Origin of the sequence: Streptomyces sp. NPDC005263 (assembly GCF_042872365.1) — a bacterium.
Lineage (GTDB): Bacteria > Actinomycetota > Actinomycetes > Streptomycetales > Streptomycetaceae > Streptomyces.
Map to the genome: position 1 here is coordinate 12,820 of NZ_JBIAKJ010000005.1, position 23,604 is coordinate 36,423.

The window sequence follows — 23,604 nt, forward strand, 5'->3', positions numbered from 1 at the left end:
CTGATGCGCCAGCCCGCCGCAGAGCCGTACTGGAACACCAACGTTGCCGGGCACCCTGGCATCCTCCGCTCCGTTCCCGAGGGATGCCGTGACGCGTTGGACGTTGGCTGCGGGGACGGGCTGCTGGCCCGGAAGCTTGCCGGGCGGGCGAAACACGTCACCGGGATCGACAAGTCGCCGGACATGATCGCCTGCGCACGCGAGGCCGCTGTCGGCCACCCGCAACTCACCTTCGTCGAGGGCGACTTCCTCACCGCGGAACTTCCCGGTGCGGAGTACGACTTCGTCTGCTCGGTGACCACGATCCATCACATGGACTTCGAGGCGGCCCTCGTCCGCATGCGTGAGCTGCTGCGGCCTGGCGGCACGCTGGTGGTGGTCGGTCTGGCCCGCGAGGCGAGCGTGACGGAGTGGGCGGCGTTGATCGCGGCTGCCCCGGTCGTGCGGATCACGAAGGTGCTGCGTCGCGCGCGTGGCCCGCAGGGCATGCCGGTCGCCGACCCGCAGATGAGTTACGGGCAGGTGCGGGCTGCCGCCCGACGGCTGCTGCCCGGCGTGCGCTATCGCAGGCATGTGCTGCGCCGGTACTCGCTGACCTGGGAGAAACCCGCCCGCTGATCCGGCATCTCTTCGACGGCGTCCCGCACCGGCTGGTGCCGGACAACCTGAAGACCGGCGTCGACAAACCCGACCTCTGCGACCCGAAGTGCTCTTGCTCCACGGGAAGGGGATCGCATGTCTTTCACTTGGCGATACCTCCGGACCCGCGGTCATTGTCGATAAGGCGGGATCTCGAGAGCTGTCCGGCAGCGAACTCGAGGAGTGGATGCGCAGCAAGGGGGGCAACATACGAGTCATCAATGTACGCACATAGCTTCTGGCGAAGCGCTGTGCGGCCCGCCGGGAATCTGGCATAGGCACTCGTGTGGACCATCACGCCGAAGCGATATGGGTCAGCTGACTGTACGGCGTTCTGGCTACTGCCGGACGCCAGGTGGCCGGCCCGGAACCGTGAGCGCGATCGACTTCAGCCTGCAACTCGCGCTGGTGATCGCTGGGGTCCGTTACATGGAAGTTCCGAGGCGTTGGTGACCGCCGCCTCAGCGCCGTAAAGCCGGGGAGCGAGCCGTGCGAGAGCTTTGGCGGGCCTCTTGAACCATGACTCGGCCGTGACCCGGGAGCGGTTCCTGGCCTGCGTCGCACTGACGACCTGGGCGGAACTGGCGGGGTTCGACACTGTGGTCGCCGCAGCGCGCAATCCCGAACTTGCGCCCTGGTACGACATCCTCATCGATCGCAAGTTCTCCGTCGACAACACCTTCGCGAAACTGTCGTTGGCCGCCTGACGCGCTCTGCCCAACCCGCCCGAAGGAGCCCGAGACGTGTGGAGTGTGGAAGAGCTGGGCAGACCAGCGGACACTGCCTACCCAAACCACAGATCAACCGCCAGACCACTCGAACGACCCCGGAACGATCGCTCCTGAATCTAGCCGGTGGATCCGGGCTCAGTGGGTGCAGAGCCCTTGCCGTCGCCCCCTTCCGGCGTGTATCTATTACAACCGTAAGGAGAACGACCGTAATACAACTGCACGGAGCCGCGGCCTCGCGCCGTATCCGGGGAGGCCAGATGATGACGACAAAGAGCATGAAGTGGATCGACGTGCCCACGCGCACGATCGATGTCGGCGGGGTGCCGTTCGCCTACCGCGAGCTCGGTCCGACCGGTGGTGTTCCGGTGGTGTTCCTGCACCACCTGATGGCTGTCCTTGATGACTGGGACCCGAGGATCATCGACGGCATCGCTGCCCGCCACCGGGTGATCACGTTCGACAACCGCGGGGTCGGCGGGTCCGGAGGATCCGTGCCGCCCGACGTCGAGGAGATGGGCCGCGACGCCGTCGCCTTCATCCGTGCGATGGGACTCGAGAAGGTCGATCTCTTCGGATTCTCGCTCGGCGGCGGAGTCGCACAGATGGTGGCCCTGCAGGCACCCGAGCTCGTGCGCCGGATCATCCTGGCCGGGACCGGTCCCCGCGGAGGCGGCGGCATCAAGGAGATCAACAAGGTCGCGGTCAAGGCGTACGTCCAGTCCGCGCTCACCCTGAAAGACGCCAGGACATTCCTGTTCTTCCCGCGCGACGCCGAGGGCAAGCGGGCCGCGAAGGACTACCTCGCCCGGCTCAAGGAACGCACCCGGAATCGCGACGAGAAAGTCTCCCTGCAGGCTCGACGCGCGCAGCTGAAGGCCATCCGCGCGGCCGGACTGCACGCACCCGACGACCTCTCGGTGATCACCCAGCCGGTCTTCGTCGCCAACGGTGATCACGACCTCATGGTGGCCAGCAGCAACTCGGCCGACATGGCCCGCCGGCTCCCGAACGCCCGGCTGAAGATCTATCGGAACTCCGGGCACGGCGGCGTCTTCCAGTACCACCGGGAGTTCGTCCCCGAGGTGCTGGAGTTCCTCGATGGCTGAGAGAGCCGACCGGTCGATCGCCGGAAAGGTCGCCCTCGTCACTGGCGGCGGCCGGGGCCTGGGCGCGGCGACCGCGCGGTCCCTGACCGCCGCCGGTGCCCGGGTCTTCGTGGTCGATCTGCACCGTCCGGCCGCGGGCGAGGCGATCGACGAGCGGGTCACCTACCTGGTCGGTGATGTGACCGACTTCGGCGACATGACCCGAGCGGTCGAGACCGTCGTCAGGGACGCCGGCCGCCTGGACATCGTGATCGCGAACGCAGGTGTGGTTGCGCGGGGCGTGACCCTCCGGGCGTCATCGCCTCCGGTGGCCGACCGACTCTTCGACGTGAACGTCGGGGGTGTGCTCAACACGGTCCGTGCCGCCCTTCCGGGCCTCATCGAGAAGCGTGGCCGGCTCGTCCTGATCTCGTCGGTGTTCGCCTTCGTCAACGGCGCCGGCACGATCCCGTACGCGATGAGCAAGGCAGCGGTCGAGCAGCTTGGCCGTGGACTGAGGGTCGAGCTCGCCACCCATGGCGTCAGCGTCACGACCGCGTACTTCGCGATGATCAACACGGACATGATCCGGCAGAGCGTCGACGAGGATCCAGCAGCCCAGGCGCTGCTCGACACCCAACCGAGGTTCCTGCGCAAGCGCATCAGCCCCGAGCAAGCGGCGCAAGCCATCGTCGAGGGCCTGTGCCGCCGCGATGTGCGGGTCTTCCGTCCGCGCAGATGGACAGTGGTATCGAGGGTCCGCGGCATCATCGCACCCGCCCTGGACTCCGGCCTGGCGCGGGATCGCACCGTCCAGAGCATCCTCGGACGCCTCGACGGGCGTGAGGGCGAGGACTTTCTCACCACCTGATGTCAGCAACGACGCGGGGCCCCGACTGCGCACAGACCAGGAGCCATTGATGACGAGTTCGACCCGGAACGTGTCCGGTCTGCTGACCCGCACCGTGTCGGAATACCCGGCGCGCACGGCGATCGTCTTCGGTGGCGATCGGATCTCCTACGCGGAACTCGACGCGGCGTCGAACCGGGTGGCGAACCTGCTGACCGAGCGCGGCATCCGCCCTGGCGAGAAGGTCGCCCTGTCCTGCGCGAACATCCCGCAGTTCACGACGATCTACTTCGGGATCCTCAAGGCCGGCGCGGTCGTCGTGCCGTTGAACGTACTCCTCAAGGCGCGGGAGATCGCCTACCACCTCAACGACTCGGACGCGACGGCGTACTTCGCCTTCGAAGGCAGTCCAGAACTCCCGATCGGACGCGAGGCATGGTCGGCCTTTCAGGCCGCCGACCGGGCCACGCACTTCTTCCTCATCGGTAGCGGCGCGTCTGTGGACGGCGCCACCCCGGACCAGATCTTTGCCGCCGCTGTCGCCGATCAGCCGGAGACGTTCGAGACGGTCGAGCGTGCCGACGACGACACCGCGGTCATCCTCTACACATCCGGTACCACCGGGCAGCCCAAGGGCGCGGAACTCAGGCACCGGAACGTGTACGACATCGCCCGAGCCGGTGTCCAGCTCTTCGAGTCGGACCCCGCGACACCGGACGTCTACCTGTGCGTTCTTCCGCTCTTCCATGCCTTCGGCCAGATGGTCATCCAGAACGGCGCCGTCGGGTTCGGCGGCACACTCGTCCTGCAGGCAAGGTTCTCCGCCCATGAGGCGCTGGAGCTCATGCTCGACCATGCCGTGACGTTCTTCGGCGGCGTACCGACCATGTACTGGGGCCTGCTCGAGGCACTCGACGACAGCGTCGACGTCGCCCGGCTGGCCGCCAACCTGCGCATCGCCGTGTCCGGTGGTTCCGCGCTTCCCGCGAAGATCCACCAAGAGTTCAGGAAACGCTTCGGTGTGACGATCCTCGAGGGCTACGGGCTCTCGGAGACGGTGGCCATCGCGTCATTCGCCACGTACGGCGAGGAGCCCCGAGTCGGATCGATCGGCCGGCCCATCGCCGGGGTCCAGATGAAGCTCATCAACGACGACTGGTCGGATGTGGAGGACGACCCCGGCGCGGTCGGGGAGATCGCGATTAAGGGCTACAACATCATGAAGGGCTACTACAAGCGCCCCGAGGCCACCTCGGAGGCCATCAACCAAGGATGGTTCCGCACCGGAGATCTGGCTCGCAAGGACGCGGACGGCTTCTACTTCGTCGTCGACCGGTCCAAGGACATGATCATTCGTGGCGGGTTCAACGTCTACCCGCGCGAGCTCGAGGAGGTGCTCATGGAGCACCCCGCAGTCTCTCTGGTCGCCGTCATCGGAGTCCCGCACCCAAGTCACGGGGAAGAGATCAAGGCCGTCGTCGTCAAGAAGGCCGACGACAGGACGACTGAGGCCGAGCTGACAGCCTGGGGAAAAGAGCAATTCGCCGGCTACAAATACCCGCGCATCGTGGAGTTCGTCGACGCCCTGCCCATGACCGCCACCGGGAAGATCCTCAAGCGGGAACTGTCCTAGTGGACTCGCTCCTACTCCGGCATCGCAGAAATCGAACGGAAAGCTAAGAAAAAGAGAGCTTATACCTATGATTTCTTGAGTTGCAGTGGCCGATGAGCCGCCGCGGCCGACCGGCGACGGGGCTCATCCGTACTTCCGGTCGCGAGAACTCCGTACTTCCGGTGGTGGGCGGCCATCGCCGCGAGATCGGTGTGCCCCCTGGATTCGATGACCTCCGTCAGAGAGGCCGCGCTCACGGTCGGTGCCGAGGACCTTGCCGGTCGACCTGCCGTAGCGCCGCGCTGCTACGACGTACGGTAGTTGGCCGGGCTGGCGCCATAACGTGCTTTGAATGCCCGGGAGAAGTGTGATGAGTCCTTGAAGCCGACGCGCAGGGCGATATCCGCGATCGTCGGGGAGCCCTGGTCCGGCCGCCTCATCAGCATGGCTCGGGCGCGGTCGAGTCGCCGGTCGTAGAGCCAGGTTCGCGGCGTGCTGCCGGCTTCATGGAAGAGCTGGTGGAGATAGCGCAGGGAGAAGCCGAGAGCCTGGCCGACGGCGAGCAGGGTGAGCCCGGGATCGTGCAGTCGTTCGTCCATGCACTCCTTGGCCCGCTCCAGGTCGCGGCGGTGGGCGGCCGGACCGGCTGGTTCGGCGCTGTGCCCGTGTGCGGAACACACGGTGGCCAGCAGATCCAGGACGTTCGCCGTGATCGGCCGGGCCAGCCCGGTGTCGAGAACGCGGGCCTCGTCCGCGAGCGCGCGCAGGACAGGACTGAAGAGCGCGCCCGGGCCGCCCGTGGCCCGGAACGGCACCGCTGTGATCCGTTCGGCCGCCGCACACCGGGAGGTGAGCATCCCCCGCGGTATCTGCAGGACGATCGACCGGAAACGCTCCTCGGACCGGAAGACGTACGGTCTGGCGCTGTCGACCAGCGTGAAGTCGCCTGGCCCCAGTGTGCAGGAACGGTCGTCCTGCCGCATGGACCCCGCCCCTTCGCGGATCAGGGTGAGGAAGAAGTCCTCTCCCTCCGTCCGGCGGACGAGTGCAGGGGTACGGGCAGCCTCGTGCGGGTCCGCGCTCATGGTGCTGAGGCGCAGCCCACCCATCTCCCGGGTCACCGAGGAGGCGTCGAAGCCTGCCCTGCGCACGCCGGGGGCCGTCGCAAGCACTTCACCCGCGATCATCGCGACGAACGCGGTGCGCGTGACCGCGTTCCAGTAATCCCACTGGTCACCCCGGTCGAGGCCAGCCGTGGTGAAGCTCCATTCCGCTGTCGCCGCGCGCTCCGGTACCGGAGACCGCGCGCTCCCCGTCATTTCGCTCATCATCAGGTTTCCTTAGCGTTACGACACGGCTCAGAGCATGACACGTGACCGAGCCGGACGAAACAGGCCATCTCGTAGAAACAGGCCCTGTCGCAAAGGACTGTTCGATGCTCACCACCATCTACGCGCAGGAGCGAGGCGGACTGCGCTTCGATGTCTTCGCGGGCTCCGAGCCTGCCCTGTCACCCAACTGCGTCCTCGTCAGCGGGAAGCGGGACGCGATCCTCATCGACGTCCAGTTCGTCCGGGACGAGGCGCGTGAACTGGCCGAACGTGTCCGCGACACCGGCAAGAACCTCAAGGCGGCGTACATCACGCACGCTCACCCGGACCACTACGGCGGCATGGGCGAAATCCGCGCCGTGTTCCCGGACACCCCCATCCTGGCCAGGCAGGGGGTCATCGACGGGATTCTGGAGTGGCCGGCCAAGCGCCTGCACTGGCAGGAGGCGTACGGGGACCAGATCCCGGACGAGATGCCGGTACCCGAGCCGCTGACCGGAGAGCGCCACTCCCTCGAAGGGCACGACGTGGTCTTCGTCGACCTGCCGGTCGCGGAGACGGTCCACGCGACCGCCTTCCACGTGCCCGGATCGCAGGCCCTGATCGCCGGGGACCTGCTCAACCACCACTCGCACTGCTACATGGCGGACACCAATAACCCCGGCTCCTGGCTGACCGCCCTGGATCTGGTGCAGGCATTGGGCGAACTCGCCATCGTCGTTCCGGGCCACGGACCGGTGGGCGGAGTAGAGGTGATCGATGACACCAGAGCCTGGCTGCGGGACTACGAGGAAGTGGCCAAGCCTCGGGTGCCCGTCGCCGACATCGCGCGGGAAATGAGCCGCCGGTACCCGGCCCGGGCTCTGCCCATGCTGCTCTGGCTCACCCGCGGGCCCTCGTTCGGCCTGGTCGGTCCGAAGGAACTGGGCGTGCCACCGGAGGTCTTCGGGGGCTGAGCCGACGGCCTCGGGAACGATGCTGTCAGCTCTCCCACGCTCGACCCTGCCGTTGCCAGGGGACACCGGGGCTGCGACGCCGCCAGGATCTACGGCCGCCATCCTGGTCCTTTACAGCGACGCCGGCCACGCCTTTCCTGTTCCAGCACGTCAATGCCTTCACGACCGAGGTGGCCAACGTCCTCGTCACCTGACCAAGCCGCCCCAGACGTCGGCACCCAACTCGGGCGGCAGACCGCTGACACCGGATCAGGGGACCTTCTGACCGTGCGGGGGCCGCCTGATACGACTGCCGATCATCACCGACGAGCGCCCCGGCCAGGAGCCGACAGTGGCCCGGGCACATCACGAGCCGTACGGGCGGTGCGACTGGTCGTGGCCGTATCGCGCGGTCACCGAGACGGCCCGTGCCGGAATCCGTTGGCGAGCGGGTAGTTTCGGTGGGCCACCAGTTCATTGGGGCGGCGGCCAGGCCGGTGGCCGCCGTGATGGTGAACAGGCGCACCGGCCGCCCCTCGACCCCCTAGGGTCCTGGCAGCGCGCCGCCGCCCGCGTCCTGCCGTTGGAGGCGGCGCTCGCGGGGGGGACATGAACGACGACCACCTCGCCGCTTGGCACCTCGACGTGCACGGTAACCCCATCGGCGAACCACAGCGGGCGGCGTTCGGGCTGCGCCCTGTTCGAGCGCGTCGCCACCGAGGCAGAACCGGGAGCCGCGCCGGGACGTCAGGTGCTCTACGCACGCCGCAGCGCCTCGGACCGCGACCGGGCCTCCCACAGCCACTTCTCATCTCTTCTGCGGGACGCGGGAATGACGGGGACCACGGCATACTCGCTCACGCCGCCACCTGGGTGAACCCGGCACGGCGGGGGTCCCAAGCCAAGGGACGGGAGCCGCAGCGGGGGCTGGGGATGTGGTGCGTCAGACGAGCTGCCCGGCGTCCAGCAGGGCGAGGGCGTTCGTCAGCGGGGTCGGCGCCGTGTGCGCGCGGGTCGGAGAGGGGGCCGATGACGTCCCAGAACTCGAGGAACGAGCCGGGCCAGCCGTGGGTGAGGACCAGCGGAGTGGCGTCGGGCTCTGGTGAGCGGATGTGCAGGAAGTGGATGTTCTGGCCGTCGATCGTGGTGGTGAACTGCGGCAGTTCGTTCAGCCGCTTCTCCCAGACGCGCCAGTCGAAAGTGGTACGCCAGTACTCGGCCAACTCGGCCAGGTAGTCGACCGGGACACCCATCTCCCACCCCGTGCCGGGAATCGCGTCGGGCAGCCGGACCCGGCCGAGACGGTCGTGGAGATCGTCCAGGTCGGCCTGCGCGATGTCGATGCGAAACGGGCGGATGTCGGTGTCGGTGTCGCTGTTGCTTGTCATGTCCTCACTGGTTCCGTGTGGGCACAGATGCCGAGGTAGGGGAAACTCGCCGATGCCGGCTGGGGAAACGCTTCCGTCGGCATGACTCGTCGGCTACTGGGGCAAGGTCCGAGACACGGTGTCCGGGGCGGTCGATATGCCGGAGACGTCCAGGGAACCGGGCGCGCGCAGGCCGGGTCGGGTGGACGTGGCAGCCCTTGCCGGTCGCACTCGAAGCAGCCCCTGGTCGGGGAAGTTCTTGTTGAGGTAGTCGGCGTTGACGCTCATCTGCGCATCGCCGTTCTCCCTCCACCAGTAGGGGAGAACGGCGTGCACGGACTTCAATCCGACCCTGTCCAACATGCCCGACGCCCCGATGTCGGCCGCCGATCACGTACGTGCGGTCCACATCCTCAGGCGTGGCGTAGGAGGATCGGCAACACGTGGCCGAAGTGGAGAGCGCAGAACTTCGCCGGACGACCGGTAGCCGACATCTTGTGACTGCCGAGAAGGGTCGGTCAGATGTTCGTCTTCTCGCGGACCCACGCGCCTATCTGTGCGATGGCGGCGTCGGCCTCCGGAACGCGGCCGGCGCCGTAGACATACGAGTGCTGGCCTCCGGGGACGACCACGGTGGTCGTGTCGATTCCGGCGTCCTTGACGTGGGCGGCGAACTCCTCGTCCTCGCCGGCCAGGACCTCGTACGTGCCCCAGGAGACGAGGGTGGGAGGCAGACCGCTCAGGTCCGCCCGGTTCAGGTTGATCCGGGTGTCCGTGAACTCGATGCCGGTGCCGCCGACCCAGGCATCCCGGAAGAAGGCCAGCAGTTCCTTGCTGAGTATCTTGTCCGTCCCGGCGTTGGTCTCCATGGTCTCGTTGGCGATCTCGAGGTCGCACCAGGGAGAGATCGACACGATGGCGCCGGGCAGGGGCAGCTTCTTGTCGCGGAGGCGAAGGGCCAGGGCGACGGCGATGAACCCGCCGATCGAGTGGCCGATTGTGATGATGTTTCCCGGCGCATACCCTTCGGACAGCAGCCAGTTGAAGGCCGCCTCCGCGTCGTCCACCTGAGCCGGGTACTTGTGTTCCGGTGCCCGCCGGAAGTCCAGGACCAGTACGGGGGCCCCGGCGGCCTTGGCGATGTGGCCGGCGAGCTTCCGGTCGACGACCGCCGACGAAAATACGGAACCTCCGGCGTGACTGTGCAGGAGGACGTAGTCGGTGTTGGAGCCGACGGGTTCGCACCAGATTCCCAGCACGCCGCCCGCGTCCACCTCCCGATAGGTGACACCTTCCGGCTCCCGTGCCATGAGATGGGAGCTCTCCACCCGGGTGCGCGTCGCGTCCAGTTCGGACTCGGGAATCACCATCGCGGCGAAGAAGTCCGCGAACTCGATCGCTTCCGGGCTCAGTTCAACTGCAGCGTGCTCAGACACGTGGCACCTCCATGGGGCCAGCTGGGGATACCGGCCCGCCAGGACCGGTATCGCCGTGGTTTGTCAGGCAGTGAGGGTGGGGTAGTCGGTGTAGCCGGTCGCGTCGCCGCCGTAGAAGGTGGCGGGGTCGGGGGTGTTCAGCGGCGCGCCGGCGCGTACGCGCTCGACCAGGTCGGGGTTGGCGAGCGCCATGGTGCCGACGGTGACGATGTCGGCGACGCCGTCTTCGACGTCCTTGGCGCGGGTGGCGATGTCGGTGCCGGCCCGGTTGAGGACCAGGGTGTTCGGCCACAGCTTGCGGAGGGTGTGCAGGGGTTCGTCGTCGCCGCCGTGGAGGATGTGCAGGTAGGCGAGGTCGAGCGGGGCGAGGGCGCGCACGAGTGCCGGGTACAGCTCGTGGGTGTCGCTCTCCGCGATGTCGTTGAACGGGTTGCCGGGGGAGATCCGGATGCCGGTGCGGCCGGCGCCGATCTCGTCGGCCACGGCGGTGGCGACCTCGACGGCGAAACGGATGCGGTTCTCGATGGAGCCGCCGTACTGGTCGGTGCGCTGGTTGGTGTTGGTGGCGAGGAACTGGTGCACGAGGTAGCCGTTGGCGCCGTGGATCTCGACGCCGTCGGCACCGGCCGCGACGGCGGCCGCCGCCGCTCGACGGAAGTCGTCGACCGTGGCGGCGACTTCCTCGGTGGACAGTTCGCGCGGGACCGGCATCTCCTGGAGCCCGGACGCGGTGAACATCTCGCCCGACGGCCGGACCGGGGAGGGGGCGACCGGCTGCCGGTGGTGGGGGGTGTTGTCGGGGTGGGAGATCCGCCCGGCGTGCATGAGCTGGATGACGATGCGTCCGTCGGCCTTGTGCACGGCGTCGGTGACCTTGCGCCAGCCGGCGATGTGCTCCTCGGTGTAGATGCCGGGGGTCACCGGGTAGCCCTGGCCGTCGGCGGAGGGCTGGGTGCCCTCGGTGACGATGAGGGCGTGCGAGGCGCGCTGGGCGTAGTACTCGGCGTTCAGGTCGGTCGGCACGCCGTCCGGTGTGGACCGGTTCCGTGTCAGGGGGGCCATCGCCAGGCGGTGCGGCAGGGAGATCTCCCCGGCGACGATCGGGTTCCACAGGGCGTTCAACATGGATGTTTCCTCAAATGAAAGGGTGAGAGAGAACTGCGGGTGGTGGGCTGCCGCGAGTAGCGCCTACGCGGCTACCGGCCGGATGGGCCCGGTGACCTTCCACCGTGGAAGGCAGACCGCGTGGAGGGAGGGGCGGTCAGGGCGCGGACGGGCTTGCCGCACACATGACCGCCACCATTGCGGTGTTGAGCCCCGGCTGTTCGTACAGGGCGAGGACGCCGAGCTGCGTTGTCGCAGAGGGACCCACATACCGGAATCGGAGCGGCGGTCAGCCGCGGTAGCGATCGGCCGGGACCCGCTGCGACAGGTTCGGGACGAGCGCCTGACGGGCCTTCTCGAACGACTCCCAGTCGCTGATCTGGGGCAGTGACGGGATGGTGACGGGCTCCCCGGCGTCGAGGCCGGCAAGCGCCGCGTCGACGGCGTCGTCCGCGCTCATGATCCACTCGTCGGGAAACGCCTCAAGGTCGGCGCCGGAGCCGTCCCAGAACTCCGTGCGGACAGCGCCCGGCAGCACGGCCTGCACCGTGACGGGGCTCTCGGCGAGTTCCTGCTGCAGCGCCTGGGTGAACGTCAGCACGTAACTCTTGGTGCCGCTGTAGACGGCACTGACGGGCAGGATGTTGAGAGCCAGGGCAGAGGAGATGTTCACCACGGTGCCGTGCCCCCGGACCGTCAGGCCCGGCAGGACCGCGGTGGTCAGCCTGGTCAACGAGGTCACATTGAGGTTGATCAGCGCCTCGGAGGCCGCGGCGTCGGAGGTCGCCAGCGGAGTGAACAGCCCCCCGCCGGCGTTGTTGATCAGTACCTCGATGCTCTCGTCGGTCCGCAGACGTTCCTCGACCACGGAGATCTGTGCCGCATCGGTGAGGTCGGCAGTGACGATGTCCACCGTGCGGCCCGTGCGGCTGCGGATGTCCGACGCCAGCGTTTCCAGCCGCGCGGTGTTCCGCGCCACCAGGATCAGGTCGTAGCCCCGGTCGGCAAGCCGCTGCGCGTAGGCGGCACCCAGGCCGGCGGACGCGCCGGTGACGACGGCGGTCTTGTTCTGCGTGGTCATGGGGGTGGATCTCATTTCGGGTGGCGGATGAGTAGGGGCCAATGCGTCGAACCCGCTTTAGATTACGATAGGTATCTAAAGCCGTCCAGTCAACGGCCTCCCGATGCAGTCACCCACGCCCGCGGCCGGAGACTGCTCGACGCACATGCGGGTACCAGGGCCGGCCGCCGATCAGGTTCGGAGGACGACCTTTCTGGCGCATGGTCACCCTGGACGCGCTTCATGCACTGCCGCCGACGCGGGCACGGCGAACGACACCCCCTCGGAGACCCGCACCCCGCACACACTCCCGGTGCAACGCGAGCCGCCTCCAGCCGCCCCCCCCCCGGCTGCTCGACGAAGACATCGCACGATCGGAAGCCGCTTCCGGTCCGGGTGCGGGCCCACGAGCTCCTCGCCTTGTGGCAGCGAGAAAGGGCCGTACAGAAAGAGTCCACGTACGGAAAGTGGAGGCGACGGCCCGCCGACCGGCACTTCACGTATGATAGATGCACTTCAGTATCTAACGTAGGCAGGTGACTGATGAGTCGCGTTTCGCAAGCACAAGCGCTCGAGAACCGCAGGCGCGCGGTTGCCGCGGCCTCCCAGCTCTTTCGGGAGCGCGGCGTGAACGGCATCAGCGTCGCTGATCTGATGAAGTCCATCGGGCTCACCACGGGTGGCTTCTACAAGCAGTTCCCGTCCAAGGAGGCCCTGGTGGCCGAGGCGGCTCAAGCCGCTTTCGGGGATCTCGACCAACTCCTGGCCTCGTTCGACACGGCCCACGGCGATCACGACACCGCGCGCAGGGCCCTCGTCGACTTCTACCTGTCGGCCGAGCACCGTGACCAGCCGGGCACCGGTTGTCCCACCGCGGGATTCGCAGGGGACATGGCCCGCGAGCCCACAGCCGGGGAGGTACGCGAAACGTACGCGGCCGGAGTCGAGGAATTCGCCGCATGGATGTCCACCGACGCCGAAGACGGCCTTCCCATGGTGGCCATGCTGGTCGGCGCGATCCTGCTCGCCCGGGCCACGGCGGGAACAGAGCTGTCGGAACAGATCATGGAGTCGACCCACAAAGCCCTGACCGCGCCACACGGGCCCTGACCCAAGGCCGGGTAGTTAAAGGGCTTGCAGGCTTGCAGATCAATAACTCGCAGTCTTGATCTCTGGTGTGATGGTGATGCCTGCCTCGCGCGCCAGGTCGAACAGGTCCTTCAGGGTGACGAGTTGGCGTTCGGCGGAGTCGAGAGCGTGGCCTGCGGTTGCCAGCAGTTCCCGGATGTCCCTCAAGCGCCGGTTGGTTTACTCGGGGCAGATGCTGAAGAGGGTGGCGATGGCGACCTGCCTGATCCAGCGCGTCACCGTTCCCGCACTCTTCCCGCCGCCCGCCTACTCCCATGTCTCCGTCGTCGAGGCCGGTACGAAGGTATGTGGTGAGTGGTGAGCCCGCGATGCTCTCCGCCGTCTGGGACGCCGCGTCGGCGCGCGAGGTTGGCGCGCGAGACGATACCTGGCTTGGGGAACACGTTGGCCAGGTGGTAACCCACCATACGAGGACGGATCAGCAATTGCGCTCCGATCTTCCGGTTGGTGAGTCCCGCCGCGGCCGGCCCGGCCAGAGCGGTCCCCCACCCCGCTGGGCGTCGCGGTCTTCCCGTACGACGCCCTGCCCATCCGCGCCCTCGCGGAACGCATCGCCCACGTCGTGCACTGGACCGAGTTCGACCGCGGCGGCCACTTCGCCGCCATGGAACCACTCGAACTGCTCGTCGGCGACATCCGCACCCTCTTCCGGGAACTGACCCACTGAGTCGTCACGCCGTCGTACGCCGCGCTCTCCAAGCCGAGGTCGGAGGCGACCGGGACGTCGTGGCTCGGCCAAGCCGTCGCCCGTTCCATCGAGCCGCTCGAGGCCGGTACGAGGCTCGCCAGGCTGCACTTCCTGCCGAGACACTCGCCAAGCGGCACGCTTGCAAACCTCTCGACGGCAGCATAGCCTTACGATCATAATTCAAATTGTTTCGCCGAAGGGACTCGATCCTCATGTCCGAGCAGCCTCTACCCACCACCGGTCGCGCCTGGCACCTGGAGAACCGCCCCGCGGGCACGCCGGTGCCGTCCGACTTCGCGCTGCGCGAGGTGGAGATCCCCGCCATCGACGCGGGCCAGCTCCTGGTCGCCAACGAATACCTTTCGGTCGACCCCTACATGCGCGGCCGGATGAGCGACAAGAAGTCCTACATCGAGCCCTTCGAGGTGGGCGCACCGATGGACGGCACCGCGGTCGGCCGCGTCCTGGCGTCCAATGCCGAGGGCTTCGCTCCCGGCGACTACGTGACCCACTTCCTCGGCATGCGCGACTACGCGGTCGTCGACGCGCAGACCGCCCAGAAGGTGGACCCGAACCTCGCGCCGCTCTCCACGTACCTGGGCGTGCTCGGCGCCACCGGCCTCACCGCCTACATCGGGCTGACACGCTTCGCGAAGATCAAGGAGGGCGACACGGTCTTCGTCTCCGGCGCGGCGGGCGCAGTCGGCAGCGCGGTCGGCCAGATCGCCAAGCTGCAGGGCGCCGGCCGGGTGATCGGCAGCGCGGGCTCGGACGAGAAGGTCAAACTGCTCACCGAGGAGTACGGCTACGACGCGGCGTTCAACTACAAGAACGGGCCGGTCGCCGAGCAGCTGGCACAGGCGGCGCCGGACGGCATCGACGTCTACTTCGACAACGTCGGCGGGGAACACCTGGAGGCTGCGATCGGCGCGCTCAAGCTCCACGCCCGTATCGTGCTGAGCGGAATGGTCTCGCAGTACAACGACGAGAAGGTCGTCGGGCCGCGCAACCTGTGGAACCTGGCCGTCACACGCTCGGACCTGCTCACCTTCATGGTGACCGAAGAACTCGACCTCCAACCCGACTTCGTCCGCGATGTCGCCGGCTGGATCGGCGCCGGCAAGCTGCACTTCCAGGAGACCGTCATGGAGGGCCTCGAGAACACCATGGAGGCCTACCTCGCACTCATGCGGGGCGAGAGCGTCGGCAAGATGATCGTCAAGCTCTGAATCGGCCGTCACCAGACTCAGCGAGGGACCTGGGCCTGCGCTTGGGTTCTAGTGGTCGTCGCGACACTCCAGTTCAAGGGGTGCGATGGACTTCGAGGTCCGAGGGGACCGGTCTCCGCAGGGGCGTAAGAAGTTGTCCCGGGAGCGGGAGGCATACTCCCGGCTCGTGCAGCAGGGACACAGCAACACCGAAGCGTGCCGGATCGTCGGCGTAGATCGCCGGACGGGCAACAAGTGGCGTGACGGCCGCTTCGGACACCGGTATCTGCGTGCGGACGAGCGGATCCACATCGCCGACCGGCTGCGGGAGAAGGCCACCGTCCCGGGCGATCGCCGCGGAACTGGGCCGCAGTCCCTCCACGGTCAGCCGGGAGATCCGCCGCGACCGCCCCGGCGGCACGCGTGGCCAGTGGCACTACCTCCAGCACGCCGCCCAGGCCAAGGCCAACGCCCGTCGGCCCCGCCCCAAGCACCGCAAGACCAGCCGGAACCCCGAGCTGCGGGACGCTGTCCAGGCGATGCCGGGCGAGAAGTGGAGCCCGGAGCAGATATGCCACGCTCTACGGCAGAAGTTTCCCGACCGGCCGGAGATCCTCGTGGTCCACGAGACCGTCTACCAGGCCCCGTCCGTCCAGGGCAGGGGCCAGTTGCGGCGTGGCATCGCACGTCAGGGCCGGCCGGCGCCTGCCGCTTCCCAGCGGCCGGGCCGGGCGAAGATCCCAAGTACCTCTTGCTGCCGGACGGCCCTCTCACGGCTGGTCCTGAGACGCACGAGGTGCGGCTGGCCGAGGCCACGTGCACCGAAGGATGCTGCGGCGCGCTCCGCCCGGGAGCAGTCAATCGGCGAGCAGATCCCGCTGCGGTGACACCGCCACCAGCACGCCATCACCCCACCATGCGGCGCCCATCTCCGACGCCGCCACCCGTGGCGTGGCGTCACCGACGCATGGTGGCACACCTCGGCAATGCGCTTTCACGACTCACATTCGATGCGCACACGCGAGCGAGCTCCGTTGTCTTTACGTCGCACCGCAGGTGCATCGTGATCCGCCAACTCACAACCGGGTCAGGATCCGGGTCCGGAGAAGCGCCGCCGCCGCGGCTGGGACCGGGCGAGTGGCCGGCTCTCTCTGCCGACGTGCTGTCCGTGCCGGGCGACTGCACCAAGGCCCTCCGGGGGCGGCACCGAGGACCCGCGTCCGCACGCCGAGCACCTCCCACGGCCGGACCCCGCCGCCTACCGAATCCTGGAGCCCGCGCACCGACCTGGGCCGGTTTGGTGCGCGGGCGTGGATGGCGTGGTTTCAGAATCGGCCGGGGGTGCGACCGAGGGCGTTCTGGGGATCGGCGGGGTTGGGGCCTTGCACTGCTCCGACGTACAGCTCGACCTGGGACTTGAACCGATCGACGGCGGCGCGGTCGCTCATGAACTTCGGAAAGTCGAGGGGGTCGGTGGTGCGGTAGTCGGCGAGGGGCTTCAGCCCCGCGGGCGGGGCGACATCGGCGCGTACCGACCAGGTGAAGCCGGCGATGACGTCCTGCTGAGCCTGTCGGGAGAGGAGCCAGCTCAGGAACAGTTTGGCGGTGGCCTGGTGCGGGGACCGCCGGAAGATGGCGGCGCGCTGCGCCCAGGACGGGAACCGGTCGTGGGCGGGCAGCACCTGAACGCTGTTGGGGCCCGTGCCCCCGGCCCCGGCCGGGCTGGCAAGGTACGTGCCGTCGACCACGCCGCCGATTGATCCCCCCAGGCCGCGGACGTATGTGGGCCGCTGCGCGGCGAACTTCTCCAGCCAGCCCCAGCCGTACTGGTCGACGAACAGCTTGTACTGGAAGAGCACCGCGTCGTCGTCGTTGGGCCAGGTGGAGATGATCTTGTCGGTGAAGACGGGGCTGAGCAGGTCGGTGGCACGGAAGTCGTTCGGGTCGGCCGGCGCCTGATGGATGCCGACGATCGGGGCGAACGCCCCGTAGTAGGCGCTCGCCCAGTAGCCGTCGGGGTCCTTGGCGTTGTCGAAAACGTTGTCCCAGCCGACAGGGCGGTACCGCAGGAGTTCGCCCATGGCCTTCCAGCGGTCGAAGTCTTGTGTGGTCTGCAGGATGGCGATGTCGGCGACCAGGTTGTCGGTGGCGAGTTGATTGTCGATGCGCGCGTCGTGGTACTTGCTCAGGTCGGTGATCGTGTTGACCTTGATGCCGGGGAACTGTGCAAGGAATGCCTGCGGGATGAAGTCGAAGAATCCGGGCGCGTCGCCGCCCATGTAGAGGGTCGCCCGTCCGCCCTCGTCCCTGGCCGCGCGGTACAGGGCCTGCAGCTGTTCCTGTTCGCCGGCCGTCGTTCGGCCGACGGGCGCGGCGGAGGCCGCGTTCGATGTCATGGCCTGAAGACCGGCCGCGGCCGTGCCGAGCGCCCCGGCCCGGAGGAGCGTCCTTCTGGTGAATCCCATCGTGGGTACCTCTCCCTACGCCATCGACTTCAAATTTGAAGTCGATGGCCAAGGTACTCTCCCCTTAAAATTTGAACAAGGAGGTGGTGACGTGGGTCACACGCGATGGTTGACCGGCGAGGAGATGCAGGCCTGGATGGCGTTCTTCAGCGCCGCCGCGCTGCTGAACCGGCGCCTTGACCAGCAGCTGAAGGACGACGCCGACCTGACGCACGTGCAGTACGAAATCCTGTCCAGGCTCTCCGGAGCCGCGGGCCACGAGCTGCGCATGACGGAACTCGCCGAGTCGGTGTACGCCTCCCAGAGCGGTGTGACGTACCAGATCAGCCAACTGGAGAAGGCGGGGCTGGTGCGGCGTCGGATCTGTCCGAGCGGCCCTCGTGCCGTGTACGCCGTCCTTACCGACGCCGGTTTCGCCACGCTCGAGCAGGCGGCCCCGGGCCACGTGACCGCGGTCCGCGAGCTGCTCATCGACGTCCTGACTCCCGAGCAGCTCACTGCCTTGGCCGACGGTCTGGGCAGGGCTCGCGACCGCATGCTTGGGCGGTGAGCCGGTACTCGGCACAGCATCTGGATGTGGAGGTCAGGCCGGCGCGATACTTTCGTCGCCGTCGCCGAGAAGCTGCGCTTCGGCCGCGCGGCGACGCGCCCGTGTCGCAGCCACCGCTGTCGCAGGCGATCCTGGCGCTGGAGCGGGAGTTGGGCGTGCAACGGTTGCATCACAACAGCCGGCAGGTGCGGCACCTGAGCAGGGTGGCGCCGGCCGGGCCCGCAACCTGGCGATCGAGCGGGCCCGGGGGACTGCATAACCGCCCTCGACAGCGACGACATGTGGCTGCCGGAGAAGGCCGAGCGGCAGATCGCCTTCGCCGAGGCGGGCAGCGCGCCGCTCACGTCCACCTCGCACTTCAAGATGGACGCCGACTGCGGGTACGCCCCCGGATGCCGGCCGGGGGCGCACTCGTGTGAGCGCCGACTCCCATCGGCCTGCAGATCTTCATACGGGTGCGTGTTCGCTCGGCCACCCCGAGCGGCGCATAGCAGATCCTGGTGCTGTGGGCCCCCGTCCGCCGAGGGCTACACGTCCCGCCCCACCAAACCGTTCGGCGAGAAGATCAAGATCCCCGCGCCGTTCGACTGCACACTCGACACCGCTGGTTTCCAGGCCCCCGAGGCCCCCGAAGCGTGACACGCAGGCGGGTGCCGTCGGCAGACGGGATCCCGCATGGCTGACGACTCCGCGGCCTTCGTGACCCCGAGGGGGCAGGTCAGGTTCGGCGGGCCTCGGCGTCCCGTCTGGCGGCTGCGCTCCTGCCCTCGCGTTCCCGTGCGAAGGCCGCGCTGAGTTCACCCGTCACTTCGTTCATGGTGAAGGGTTCGCCGCACCCTTCACACACGGTGCCGCTCAGACCCACCTCGCGACCGCATGTCTTGTGAATGTGGTGGACGGCGACCTCTTCCCCGGGCTCCTTGCACCATGTCTCGCCCCATGCCCGCAGGGCGAGCAGCACCGAGGCGAAGGCTTCGCCCTTGTCGGTGAGGTGGTACTCGTAGCGGCGGGGCCTCTCGCTGTACGCACGGCGTTCGAGCATGCCGTCGGCCTCCAGCCGCTTGAGGCGGTTGGTCAGCATCTGCGGCGAAGCCAGGGTCTGGACCTGCAATGTGTCGAAGCGGCGGTTGCCCATCGTCAGCTCCCGCATGATCACGAGCGTCCAGCGGTCCCCGATCACCGCGCTCGACCGCGCGACGGGGCACTGCGTGCTCGTGATCTCTGACCAGCCACCCATACCGACGTCCTCCTCCTGAACTCGTTCCTCCCCCATCATCGCAGAGATCGAACGAGCTCCTATGGAAAATAGAGTTGGTAGCTATGTTTTTTTGAGTTACTCTGCGGATGAGTCGAGAGAGCGTCCATGTGACATGACGTGGACTCCTCGGCGCTTCTGGAGGCACCACTCATGACCGATACGCAGTACGACCCGGCGCACACGGGGCTGCTCCTGATGGACCCGTACAACGACTTCCTCTCCGAAGGGGGCAAGGTTTGGCCCATGGTCGAAGAGGTCGCCAAGGAGGTCGGCCTGCTCGACAACCTGCGCGCGGTGATGGCCGCCGCGCGTGCGGCCGGCATCCAGGTCTTCGTCGTCCCGCACCGTCGCTGGCGCGAGGGCAACTACGCGAACTGGAACTACCTCAACCGGGACCAGGCCGCCAGCAAGCAGAACCGGGTGTTCGAAGACGGAGCCTGGGGCGGCGACTGGCACCCGGACTTCGTTCCCCAGGCGAACGATGTCGTGGTCCACGAGCACTGGGCGCAGAGCGGGTTCGCCAACACCGATCTCGACTTCCAGCTCAAGAAGCACGGCATCACCCACGTGGTGACCGTCGGCATGCTGGCCAACACCTGCATCGAGTCGACCAGCCGCTACGCCATGGAGCTGGGCTACCACGTGACCCTGGTACGCGGAGCGACCGCCGCGTTCACCCGGGAAATGCTGCACGCGGCCCACGAGCTGAACGGTCCGACGTACGCCCACGCCATCCTGAGCACCGACGAGATCGTCACCGCCTTCAAGGGCGCACACGTCTGACGCTCACCACAGAACCGTCCAACGGGGGCGACGTTTCCCGATTGCAGATGCACAGGTGACTCGCTGCTCATGCGGTGCGTTGCGTTGCGTCGCGCTGAGAAAGGATCAGATCTTGTCGAACGACCAGGTGTTGGACAGTGCGGTGATCAGTGAGACAGCGGAGACGGCTACCGTCGACGCGCCGATCGAGGCGGTCGACATCGCTGACTGGGTGCTGAACCTGCCCGACGCGGAGTACCGGCGCTGCGCGCCGGGCGAGCACATCGCCGCGGGCCGGACCACCACGGATGATGGGCGCCCGATGTCCATCAACGTGGAGAACATCGGCGGCACCCTCGTCATCCAGCACTACGTGGCCGAGGTGCACGAGCCGCACCACTGCCACCTGGTGTCGCTGTCCGACGCGCAGACAGAACAAGGCTGGATCAAGGTCCAGGCCACCTGGGACATGCGGGTGGAGCCGAACGATGACGGAACCTGCCGTCTGACCAACACCGTGACCACCCACGCCACCCAGGGGTTCCTGGACGCTCTCGCTGAGGTCGGCGTGAGCTTTGACGACGCCGCCGCGCAATATCATCCCGCGATCGTCGCCCACAACCAGCACGAGACTCCGCTCTTCGCGGCCAGCATGGCACGCAAGGCACTGGCCAAGCCGGCCGCGAGTTGATCTCTCCGTCTCGGCGGCCACTGCTGCGCCGGCACGGCGCAGCAGTGGCCATGACGCGGCCGACCTCACGTGGTCGCCGACTCGATTTTCATCCTTCGAGGCTGAGTTCGTTCTTCACTCAGGTTCACACGTTGGTAACGAGCACCATGCGCACCGTGCGCAGTGCGCCTTTCCCCGGCGACGGGGCCCAGAAGGAGTCGACACTCATGTCCCAGCAAGCCGCTGCCCAGCCACGCATCAAGATCGAGGAGCTCGAGGGCGGGGTGATCATAGCCCGGCTCGCCCCTGATGATCTGGGACTCTTCGGGCGCGATGACGCTCCGGAGTTCATCGAGCTCGTCCGGCGCGCCGACCAAGATCCGGCCATTCGCGCCGTGGTGTTCACCGGGTCACATCCCAGCCGCTTCATCAGCCACGCGGAAATCAGTTGGCTGCAGGAGGACGGAGCGGTGATTCCCCCCGTGAGTACTCGGGTCACGAGCGCGGTGGCGAAGATCGCCCATTGGGCGGCCCGGTACCGGCTCACCCGGTGGGTGGCGGGCAAAACGCCGTTGCTGGGGGGCATCCAGGCCGATGACCTGCACACGGCGCTTCTCCGCATGGCCACCAGCTCCACGATCTTCGTGGCGGCCCTCAACGGGTCTGTGCTGGGTGTCGGCGCCGAGATCGCGTGGGCCTGCGACCTGCGGCTGATGGCCGAGGGCGACCATTTCATCGGTCATCTGGAGATCCTGATGGGCATCATTCCCGGCGCCGGTGGCACCCAGCGCATGCCCCGGCTCATCGGTTCCCACCGTGCGCTGTTGGCGATCCTGGAAGGCAGGCCGCTCCCCGCGGAGGAAGCACTCGCCGTCGGGGCCATCGACGAGATCGTGCCGGCCGGTCAGCTCATGTCCCGGGCCGTCGAACGAGCCGCTTATCTCGCGGCGCGGCCGACCGAGGCGATCGGGGCCGTCAAGCGGGCGGTGAACCTGGGCAGCTCGCTGTCGCTCGCCGACGGTCTGCACCTCGAACTCTCCGAGATGCTCGCCTCCCTGCCGCGGCCGCAGGCGCAGGAACTCATGAAGGCCTACCTGCGCGACACCGCGGCGAACGGTGAGCTGCCGCTGTACCAGCCCGGCGGCTATGCCGCCGCCCTCCTACGCGGAACCACCGCGACAGGCGACAAAGAGGAAGCGACGGCATGACACACAAGCTGACCACGAAGTTCGGCCGGCGCACCGTGCAGTTCGCCTCGGGTGACTCCTACTGCTCGGCCTGGCTGTACCTGCCGGACACCGCCTCCGACACGCCCGTGCCGATCGTCGTGATGGGGCACGGCCTCGGCGCCACCCGGGAGATGGGGCTGGCGCCCTACGCCGAACGGTTCGCCGCCACCGGGTTGGCGGTGCTGGTATTCACGTACCGCAATCTCGGCGACAGCGGCGGCGGACCGCGCCAGGTGTTGTCCATGACCAAACAACTGGCCGACTGGGACGCCGCCCTCGAGTACGCGGCCGGGCTCCCCGACGTCGACCGGCAACGGGTCGCGGTGTGGGGCAGTTCGCTGGGCGGGGGCCACGCCATCGCCGTCGCCGCCCGGCATCCGGAACTGTGTGCCGCGGTCGCCCAGTGCCCCTTCACCGACGGGCCGGCTTCAGCCGGCGCGCTCGGAATACGGGAGACCCTGGTTCTGGGGGGCGTCCTGGCCCGCGACTTCCTGGCAGCGGCGCGCGGGAAGGAGCCGGTCACCGTTCCGGTTGCGGCAGTGCCCGGTCAACTGGGTCTGATGACCGCACCCGACGCGCTGCCCGGAATGCTGAAGTTGGTGCCCGACGGCTACGAGTGGGTCAACCGCGCAGCGGCCCGCAGCTTGATCAACATCGTCCGGTATCGGCCCGGCCGAGCGGCCAAGGACATCGCCGCGCCGATCCTCGTCTGCATCAGCAGAACCGATTCGGTCGCCCCGCCCGTGCCGACCGAACGCTACGTCCGTAAGGCACCGCGCGGCGACATCCGTCACTATGACGCCGGGCATTTCGACTTCTACTTCGGAAAGGCATTCGAGCAACTGGTCACCGATCAGACCGAGTTCCTGGTCAGCCACCTGAAACCCGCGCAGGTCACGAGCGGCTGAACGGAGCCGCGGTTCCGACCGACGCCCGTCCCTCACCAACACGCAACTGCTCAGCCGGGTCCGAACGGCAGCGCGTCAGCTCCAGGACCTCGGAATCGGTCCCGGGGACGTCGTCGCCCTCAAGCTGACGAATCGCGTCGAGTTCGGCGGTACTGCTGTTCGCCGCCTGTCACCCCACAGCACCATGGTCGCTCCGCGTCCCTGACGAGCGGCGTCAAGGATCCGGTCAAGGGCTGCCTGCTCCTGGCGCCGTCCGTACAGATCCCTTTACTGAGAGCTTCATGGCTGCTGCCGCCGGAGCGCTCGTGCTACCGCGTTCCGAACCTCGCCATCACCGTGACCGATCCGATGACAGATCAGATGACAGATCCGCTTGCAGTTCGCTGTCCGTAGCGTCGGGCGTGGTCAGCGCACTCGCGCGCGCACCGCGCGAGACGGCATGGCGACCGCGATCATCGAAACCGGAAGCAAGGGCAGGACGTTGGCGGATCTGGTGGTGCGGGGGTCAAAAGCACCCCTCTTCAGCATCACATGTCTCCGCGACCGGTCCAGGGCCTCGCACCATCG

21 protein-coding genes and 5 pseudogenes are annotated in these 23,604 nt (G+C 67.8%); 17 read left to right on the forward strand and 9 right to left on the reverse strand.

Annotation, left to right across the window (positions count from 1 at the left end; all coding sequences use genetic code 11):
* The first annotated feature begins 3 nt into the window (after positions 1-3).
* The 5 genes from ACFYRY_RS22705 (at position 4) to ACFYRY_RS22725 (ending at position 4,938) form a co-directional block, all read left to right on the forward strand.
* A complete protein-coding gene (locus tag ACFYRY_RS22705; protein WP_389148463.1) occupies positions 4-618 on the forward strand; it encodes a class I SAM-dependent methyltransferase in 615 nt (204 codons plus the stop codon).
* 551 nt (positions 619-1,169) lie between these two features.
* Positions 1,170-1,346 carry a hypothetical protein gene (locus tag ACFYRY_RS22710; RefSeq protein ID WP_389148466.1) on the forward strand — a complete coding sequence of 59 codons (177 nt, stop codon included), beginning with the start codon at positions 1,170-1,172 and terminating at the stop codon, positions 1,344-1,346.
* Positions 1,347-1,627: 281 nt separating this feature from the next.
* Positions 1,628-2,476, forward strand: coding sequence for an alpha/beta fold hydrolase (locus tag ACFYRY_RS22715; RefSeq protein WP_389148469.1), 849 nt, complete (start codon positions 1,628-1,630; stop codon positions 2,474-2,476).
* Complete coding sequence (locus ACFYRY_RS22720) at positions 2,469-3,326, forward strand: SDR family NAD(P)-dependent oxidoreductase (RefSeq protein ID WP_389148472.1); 858 nt, start codon at positions 2,469-2,471, stop codon at positions 3,324-3,326. Before ACFYRY_RS22715 ends, ACFYRY_RS22720 begins: the two co-directional genes overlap by 8 nt.
* Before the next feature lie 49 nt (positions 3,327-3,375).
* Complete coding sequence (locus tag ACFYRY_RS22725) at positions 3,376-4,938, forward strand: long-chain fatty acid--CoA ligase (protein WP_389148475.1); 1,563 nt, start codon at positions 3,376-3,378, stop codon at positions 4,936-4,938.
* Between the two features lie 284 nt (positions 4,939-5,222).
* On the opposite strand, the gene ACFYRY_RS22730 is transcribed toward ACFYRY_RS22725, so the two are convergent.
* Positions 5,223-6,248 (reverse strand): helix-turn-helix domain-containing protein, encoded by a 1,026-nt coding sequence (locus tag ACFYRY_RS22730; protein ID WP_389148478.1) that lies wholly within the window; start codon positions 6,246-6,248, stop codon positions 5,223-5,225.
* 104 nt (positions 6,249-6,352) lie between these two features.
* Between ACFYRY_RS22730 and ACFYRY_RS22735 the strand changes: the two genes are divergently transcribed.
* Positions 6,353-7,204 (forward strand): MBL fold metallo-hydrolase, encoded by an 852-nt coding sequence (locus ACFYRY_RS22735; protein WP_389148481.1) that lies wholly within the window; start codon positions 6,353-6,355, stop codon positions 7,202-7,204.
* 529 nt (positions 7,205-7,733) lie between these two features.
* Positions 7,734-7,876 (forward strand): annotated as a pseudogene (locus ACFYRY_RS22740) (transposase); the annotation flags it as partial.
* 290 nt (positions 7,877-8,166) lie between these two features.
* Here ACFYRY_RS22740 and ACFYRY_RS22745 read toward each other — a convergent pair.
* The 5 genes and pseudogenes from ACFYRY_RS22745 to ACFYRY_RS22765 all read right to left on the reverse strand — a co-directional run.
* Positions 8,167-8,571, reverse strand: a pseudogene (locus tag ACFYRY_RS22745) (epoxide hydrolase N-terminal domain-containing protein); the annotation flags it as partial.
* Between the two features lie 93 nt (positions 8,572-8,664).
* On the reverse strand, positions 8,665-8,886 hold the full coding sequence (locus ACFYRY_RS22750; protein ID WP_389148483.1) for a hypothetical protein: 222 nt from the start codon (positions 8,884-8,886) through the stop codon (positions 8,665-8,667).
* Positions 8,887-9,068: 182 nt separating this feature from the next.
* Complete coding sequence (locus tag ACFYRY_RS22755) at positions 9,069-9,986, reverse strand: alpha/beta hydrolase (protein ID WP_389148486.1); 918 nt, start codon at positions 9,984-9,986, stop codon at positions 9,069-9,071.
* A gap of 63 nt (positions 9,987-10,049) precedes the next feature.
* Positions 10,050-11,111, reverse strand: coding sequence for an alkene reductase (locus ACFYRY_RS22760; RefSeq protein ID WP_389148489.1), 1,062 nt, complete (start codon positions 11,109-11,111; stop codon positions 10,050-10,052).
* A 268-nt stretch (positions 11,112-11,379) separates the two neighbouring features.
* Positions 11,380-12,171 carry an SDR family NAD(P)-dependent oxidoreductase gene (locus tag ACFYRY_RS22765; protein ID WP_389148492.1) on the reverse strand — a complete coding sequence of 264 codons (792 nt, stop codon included), beginning with the start codon at positions 12,169-12,171 and terminating at the stop codon, positions 11,380-11,382.
* A 522-nt stretch (positions 12,172-12,693) separates the two neighbouring features.
* Here ACFYRY_RS22765 and ACFYRY_RS22770 point away from each other — a divergent pair.
* Positions 12,694-13,260: a TetR/AcrR family transcriptional regulator gene (locus ACFYRY_RS22770; protein ID WP_389148495.1), complete on the forward strand. Its 567-nt coding sequence runs from the start codon at positions 12,694-12,696 to the stop codon at positions 13,258-13,260.
* A gap of 39 nt (positions 13,261-13,299) precedes the next feature.
* Here the strand turns inward: ACFYRY_RS22770 and ACFYRY_RS22775 are convergent, their stop codons facing one another.
* Positions 13,300-13,446, reverse strand: a complete 147-nt coding sequence (locus ACFYRY_RS22775) for a hypothetical protein (protein ID WP_389148498.1) — start codon at positions 13,444-13,446, stop codon at positions 13,300-13,302.
* 55 nt (positions 13,447-13,501) lie between these two features.
* On the opposite strand from ACFYRY_RS22775, the pseudogene ACFYRY_RS22780 reads away from it, so the two are divergent.
* The 3 genes and pseudogenes from ACFYRY_RS22780 to ACFYRY_RS22790 all read left to right on the forward strand — a co-directional run.
* Positions 13,502-13,585, forward strand: a pseudogene (locus ACFYRY_RS22780) (RidA family protein); the annotation flags it as partial.
* 614 nt (positions 13,586-14,199) lie between these two features.
* Positions 14,200-15,216, forward strand: coding sequence for an NADP-dependent oxidoreductase (locus ACFYRY_RS22785; protein ID WP_389148501.1), 1,017 nt, complete (start codon positions 14,200-14,202; stop codon positions 15,214-15,216).
* A gap of 85 nt (positions 15,217-15,301) precedes the next feature.
* Positions 15,302-15,938, forward strand: a pseudogene (locus tag ACFYRY_RS22790) (transposase); the annotation flags it as partial.
* A 582-nt stretch (positions 15,939-16,520) separates the two neighbouring features.
* On the opposite strand, the gene ACFYRY_RS22795 reads toward ACFYRY_RS22790, so the two are convergent.
* Positions 16,521-17,660 carry an ABC transporter substrate-binding protein gene (locus tag ACFYRY_RS22795; RefSeq protein WP_389148504.1) on the reverse strand — a complete coding sequence of 380 codons (1,140 nt, stop codon included), beginning with the start codon at positions 17,658-17,660 and terminating at the stop codon, positions 16,521-16,523.
* A 91-nt stretch (positions 17,661-17,751) separates the two neighbouring features.
* Here ACFYRY_RS22795 and ACFYRY_RS22800 point away from each other — a divergent pair, with 91 nt between their 5' ends.
* Complete coding sequence (locus ACFYRY_RS22800) at positions 17,752-18,210, forward strand: MarR family winged helix-turn-helix transcriptional regulator (protein WP_389148507.1); 459 nt, start codon at positions 17,752-17,754, stop codon at positions 18,208-18,210.
* Positions 18,211-18,400: 190 nt separating this feature from the next.
* Positions 18,401-18,585: pseudogene (locus tag ACFYRY_RS22805) on the forward strand (glycosyltransferase); the annotation flags it as partial.
* A 343-nt stretch (positions 18,586-18,928) separates the two neighbouring features.
* Here ACFYRY_RS22805 and ACFYRY_RS22810 read toward each other — a convergent pair.
* Positions 18,929-19,447 carry a winged helix-turn-helix transcriptional regulator gene (locus ACFYRY_RS22810; protein ID WP_389148509.1) on the reverse strand — a complete coding sequence of 173 codons (519 nt, stop codon included), beginning with the start codon at positions 19,445-19,447 and terminating at the stop codon, positions 18,929-18,931.
* Positions 19,448-19,618: 171 nt separating this feature from the next.
* Between ACFYRY_RS22810 and ACFYRY_RS22815 the strand changes: the two genes are divergently transcribed.
* From ACFYRY_RS22815 to ACFYRY_RS22830, 4 genes are all read left to right on the forward strand, one after another.
* Positions 19,619-20,251 carry an isochorismatase family cysteine hydrolase gene (locus tag ACFYRY_RS22815; protein ID WP_389148511.1) on the forward strand — a complete coding sequence of 211 codons (633 nt, stop codon included), beginning with the start codon at positions 19,619-19,621 and terminating at the stop codon, positions 20,249-20,251.
* 112 nt (positions 20,252-20,363) lie between these two features.
* Positions 20,364-20,921 (forward strand): hypothetical protein, encoded by a 558-nt coding sequence (locus ACFYRY_RS22820; protein ID WP_389148514.1) that lies wholly within the window; start codon positions 20,364-20,366, stop codon positions 20,919-20,921.
* A 206-nt stretch (positions 20,922-21,127) separates the two neighbouring features.
* Positions 21,128-22,108, forward strand: coding sequence for an enoyl-CoA hydratase/isomerase family protein (locus ACFYRY_RS22825; RefSeq protein WP_389148517.1), 981 nt, complete (start codon positions 21,128-21,130; stop codon positions 22,106-22,108).
* Positions 22,105-23,037, forward strand: coding sequence for an alpha/beta hydrolase (locus ACFYRY_RS22830; protein ID WP_389148519.1), 933 nt, complete (start codon positions 22,105-22,107; stop codon positions 23,035-23,037). Before ACFYRY_RS22825 ends, ACFYRY_RS22830 begins: the two co-directional genes overlap by 4 nt.
* The last annotated feature ends 567 nt before the right edge of the window (positions 23,038-23,604 follow it).

Coding starts and splice junctions, on each gene's coding strand:
- ACFYRY_RS22705 (WP_389148463.1), top strand. CDS start 4: ATGCGCCAGCCCGCCGCAGAGCCGTACTGGAACACCAACGTTGCCGGG.
- ACFYRY_RS22715 (WP_389148469.1), top strand. CDS start 1,628: ATGATGACGACAAAGAGCATGAAGTGGATCGACGTGCCCACGCGCACG.
- ACFYRY_RS22720 (WP_389148472.1), top strand. CDS start 2,469: ATGGCTGAGAGAGCCGACCGGTCGATCGCCGGAAAGGTCGCCCTCGTC.
- ACFYRY_RS22725 (WP_389148475.1), top strand. CDS start 3,376: ATGACGAGTTCGACCCGGAACGTGTCCGGTCTGCTGACCCGCACCGTG.
- ACFYRY_RS22730 (WP_389148478.1), bottom strand. CDS start 6,248: ATGATGAGCGAAATGACGGGGAGCGCGCGGTCTCCGGTACCGGAGCGC.
- ACFYRY_RS22735 (WP_389148481.1), top strand. CDS start 6,353: ATGCTCACCACCATCTACGCGCAGGAGCGAGGCGGACTGCGCTTCGAT.
- ACFYRY_RS22760 (WP_389148489.1), bottom strand. CDS start 11,111: ATGTTGAACGCCCTGTGGAACCCGATCGTCGCCGGGGAGATCTCCCTG.
- ACFYRY_RS22765 (WP_389148492.1), bottom strand. CDS start 12,171: ATGACCACGCAGAACAAGACCGCCGTCGTCACCGGCGCGTCCGCCGGC.
- ACFYRY_RS22770 (WP_389148495.1), top strand. CDS start 12,694: ATGAGTCGCGTTTCGCAAGCACAAGCGCTCGAGAACCGCAGGCGCGCG.
- ACFYRY_RS22785 (WP_389148501.1), top strand. CDS start 14,200: ATGTCCGAGCAGCCTCTACCCACCACCGGTCGCGCCTGGCACCTGGAG.
- ACFYRY_RS22795 (WP_389148504.1), bottom strand. CDS start 17,660: ATGGGATTCACCAGAAGGACGCTCCTCCGGGCCGGGGCGCTCGGCACG.
- ACFYRY_RS22810 (WP_389148509.1), bottom strand. CDS start 19,447: ATGGGTGGCTGGTCAGAGATCACGAGCACGCAGTGCCCCGTCGCGCGG.
- ACFYRY_RS22815 (WP_389148511.1), top strand. CDS start 19,619: ATGACCGATACGCAGTACGACCCGGCGCACACGGGGCTGCTCCTGATG.
- ACFYRY_RS22825 (WP_389148517.1), top strand. CDS start 21,128: ATGTCCCAGCAAGCCGCTGCCCAGCCACGCATCAAGATCGAGGAGCTC.
- ACFYRY_RS22830 (WP_389148519.1), top strand. CDS start 22,105: ATGACACACAAGCTGACCACGAAGTTCGGCCGGCGCACCGTGCAGTTC.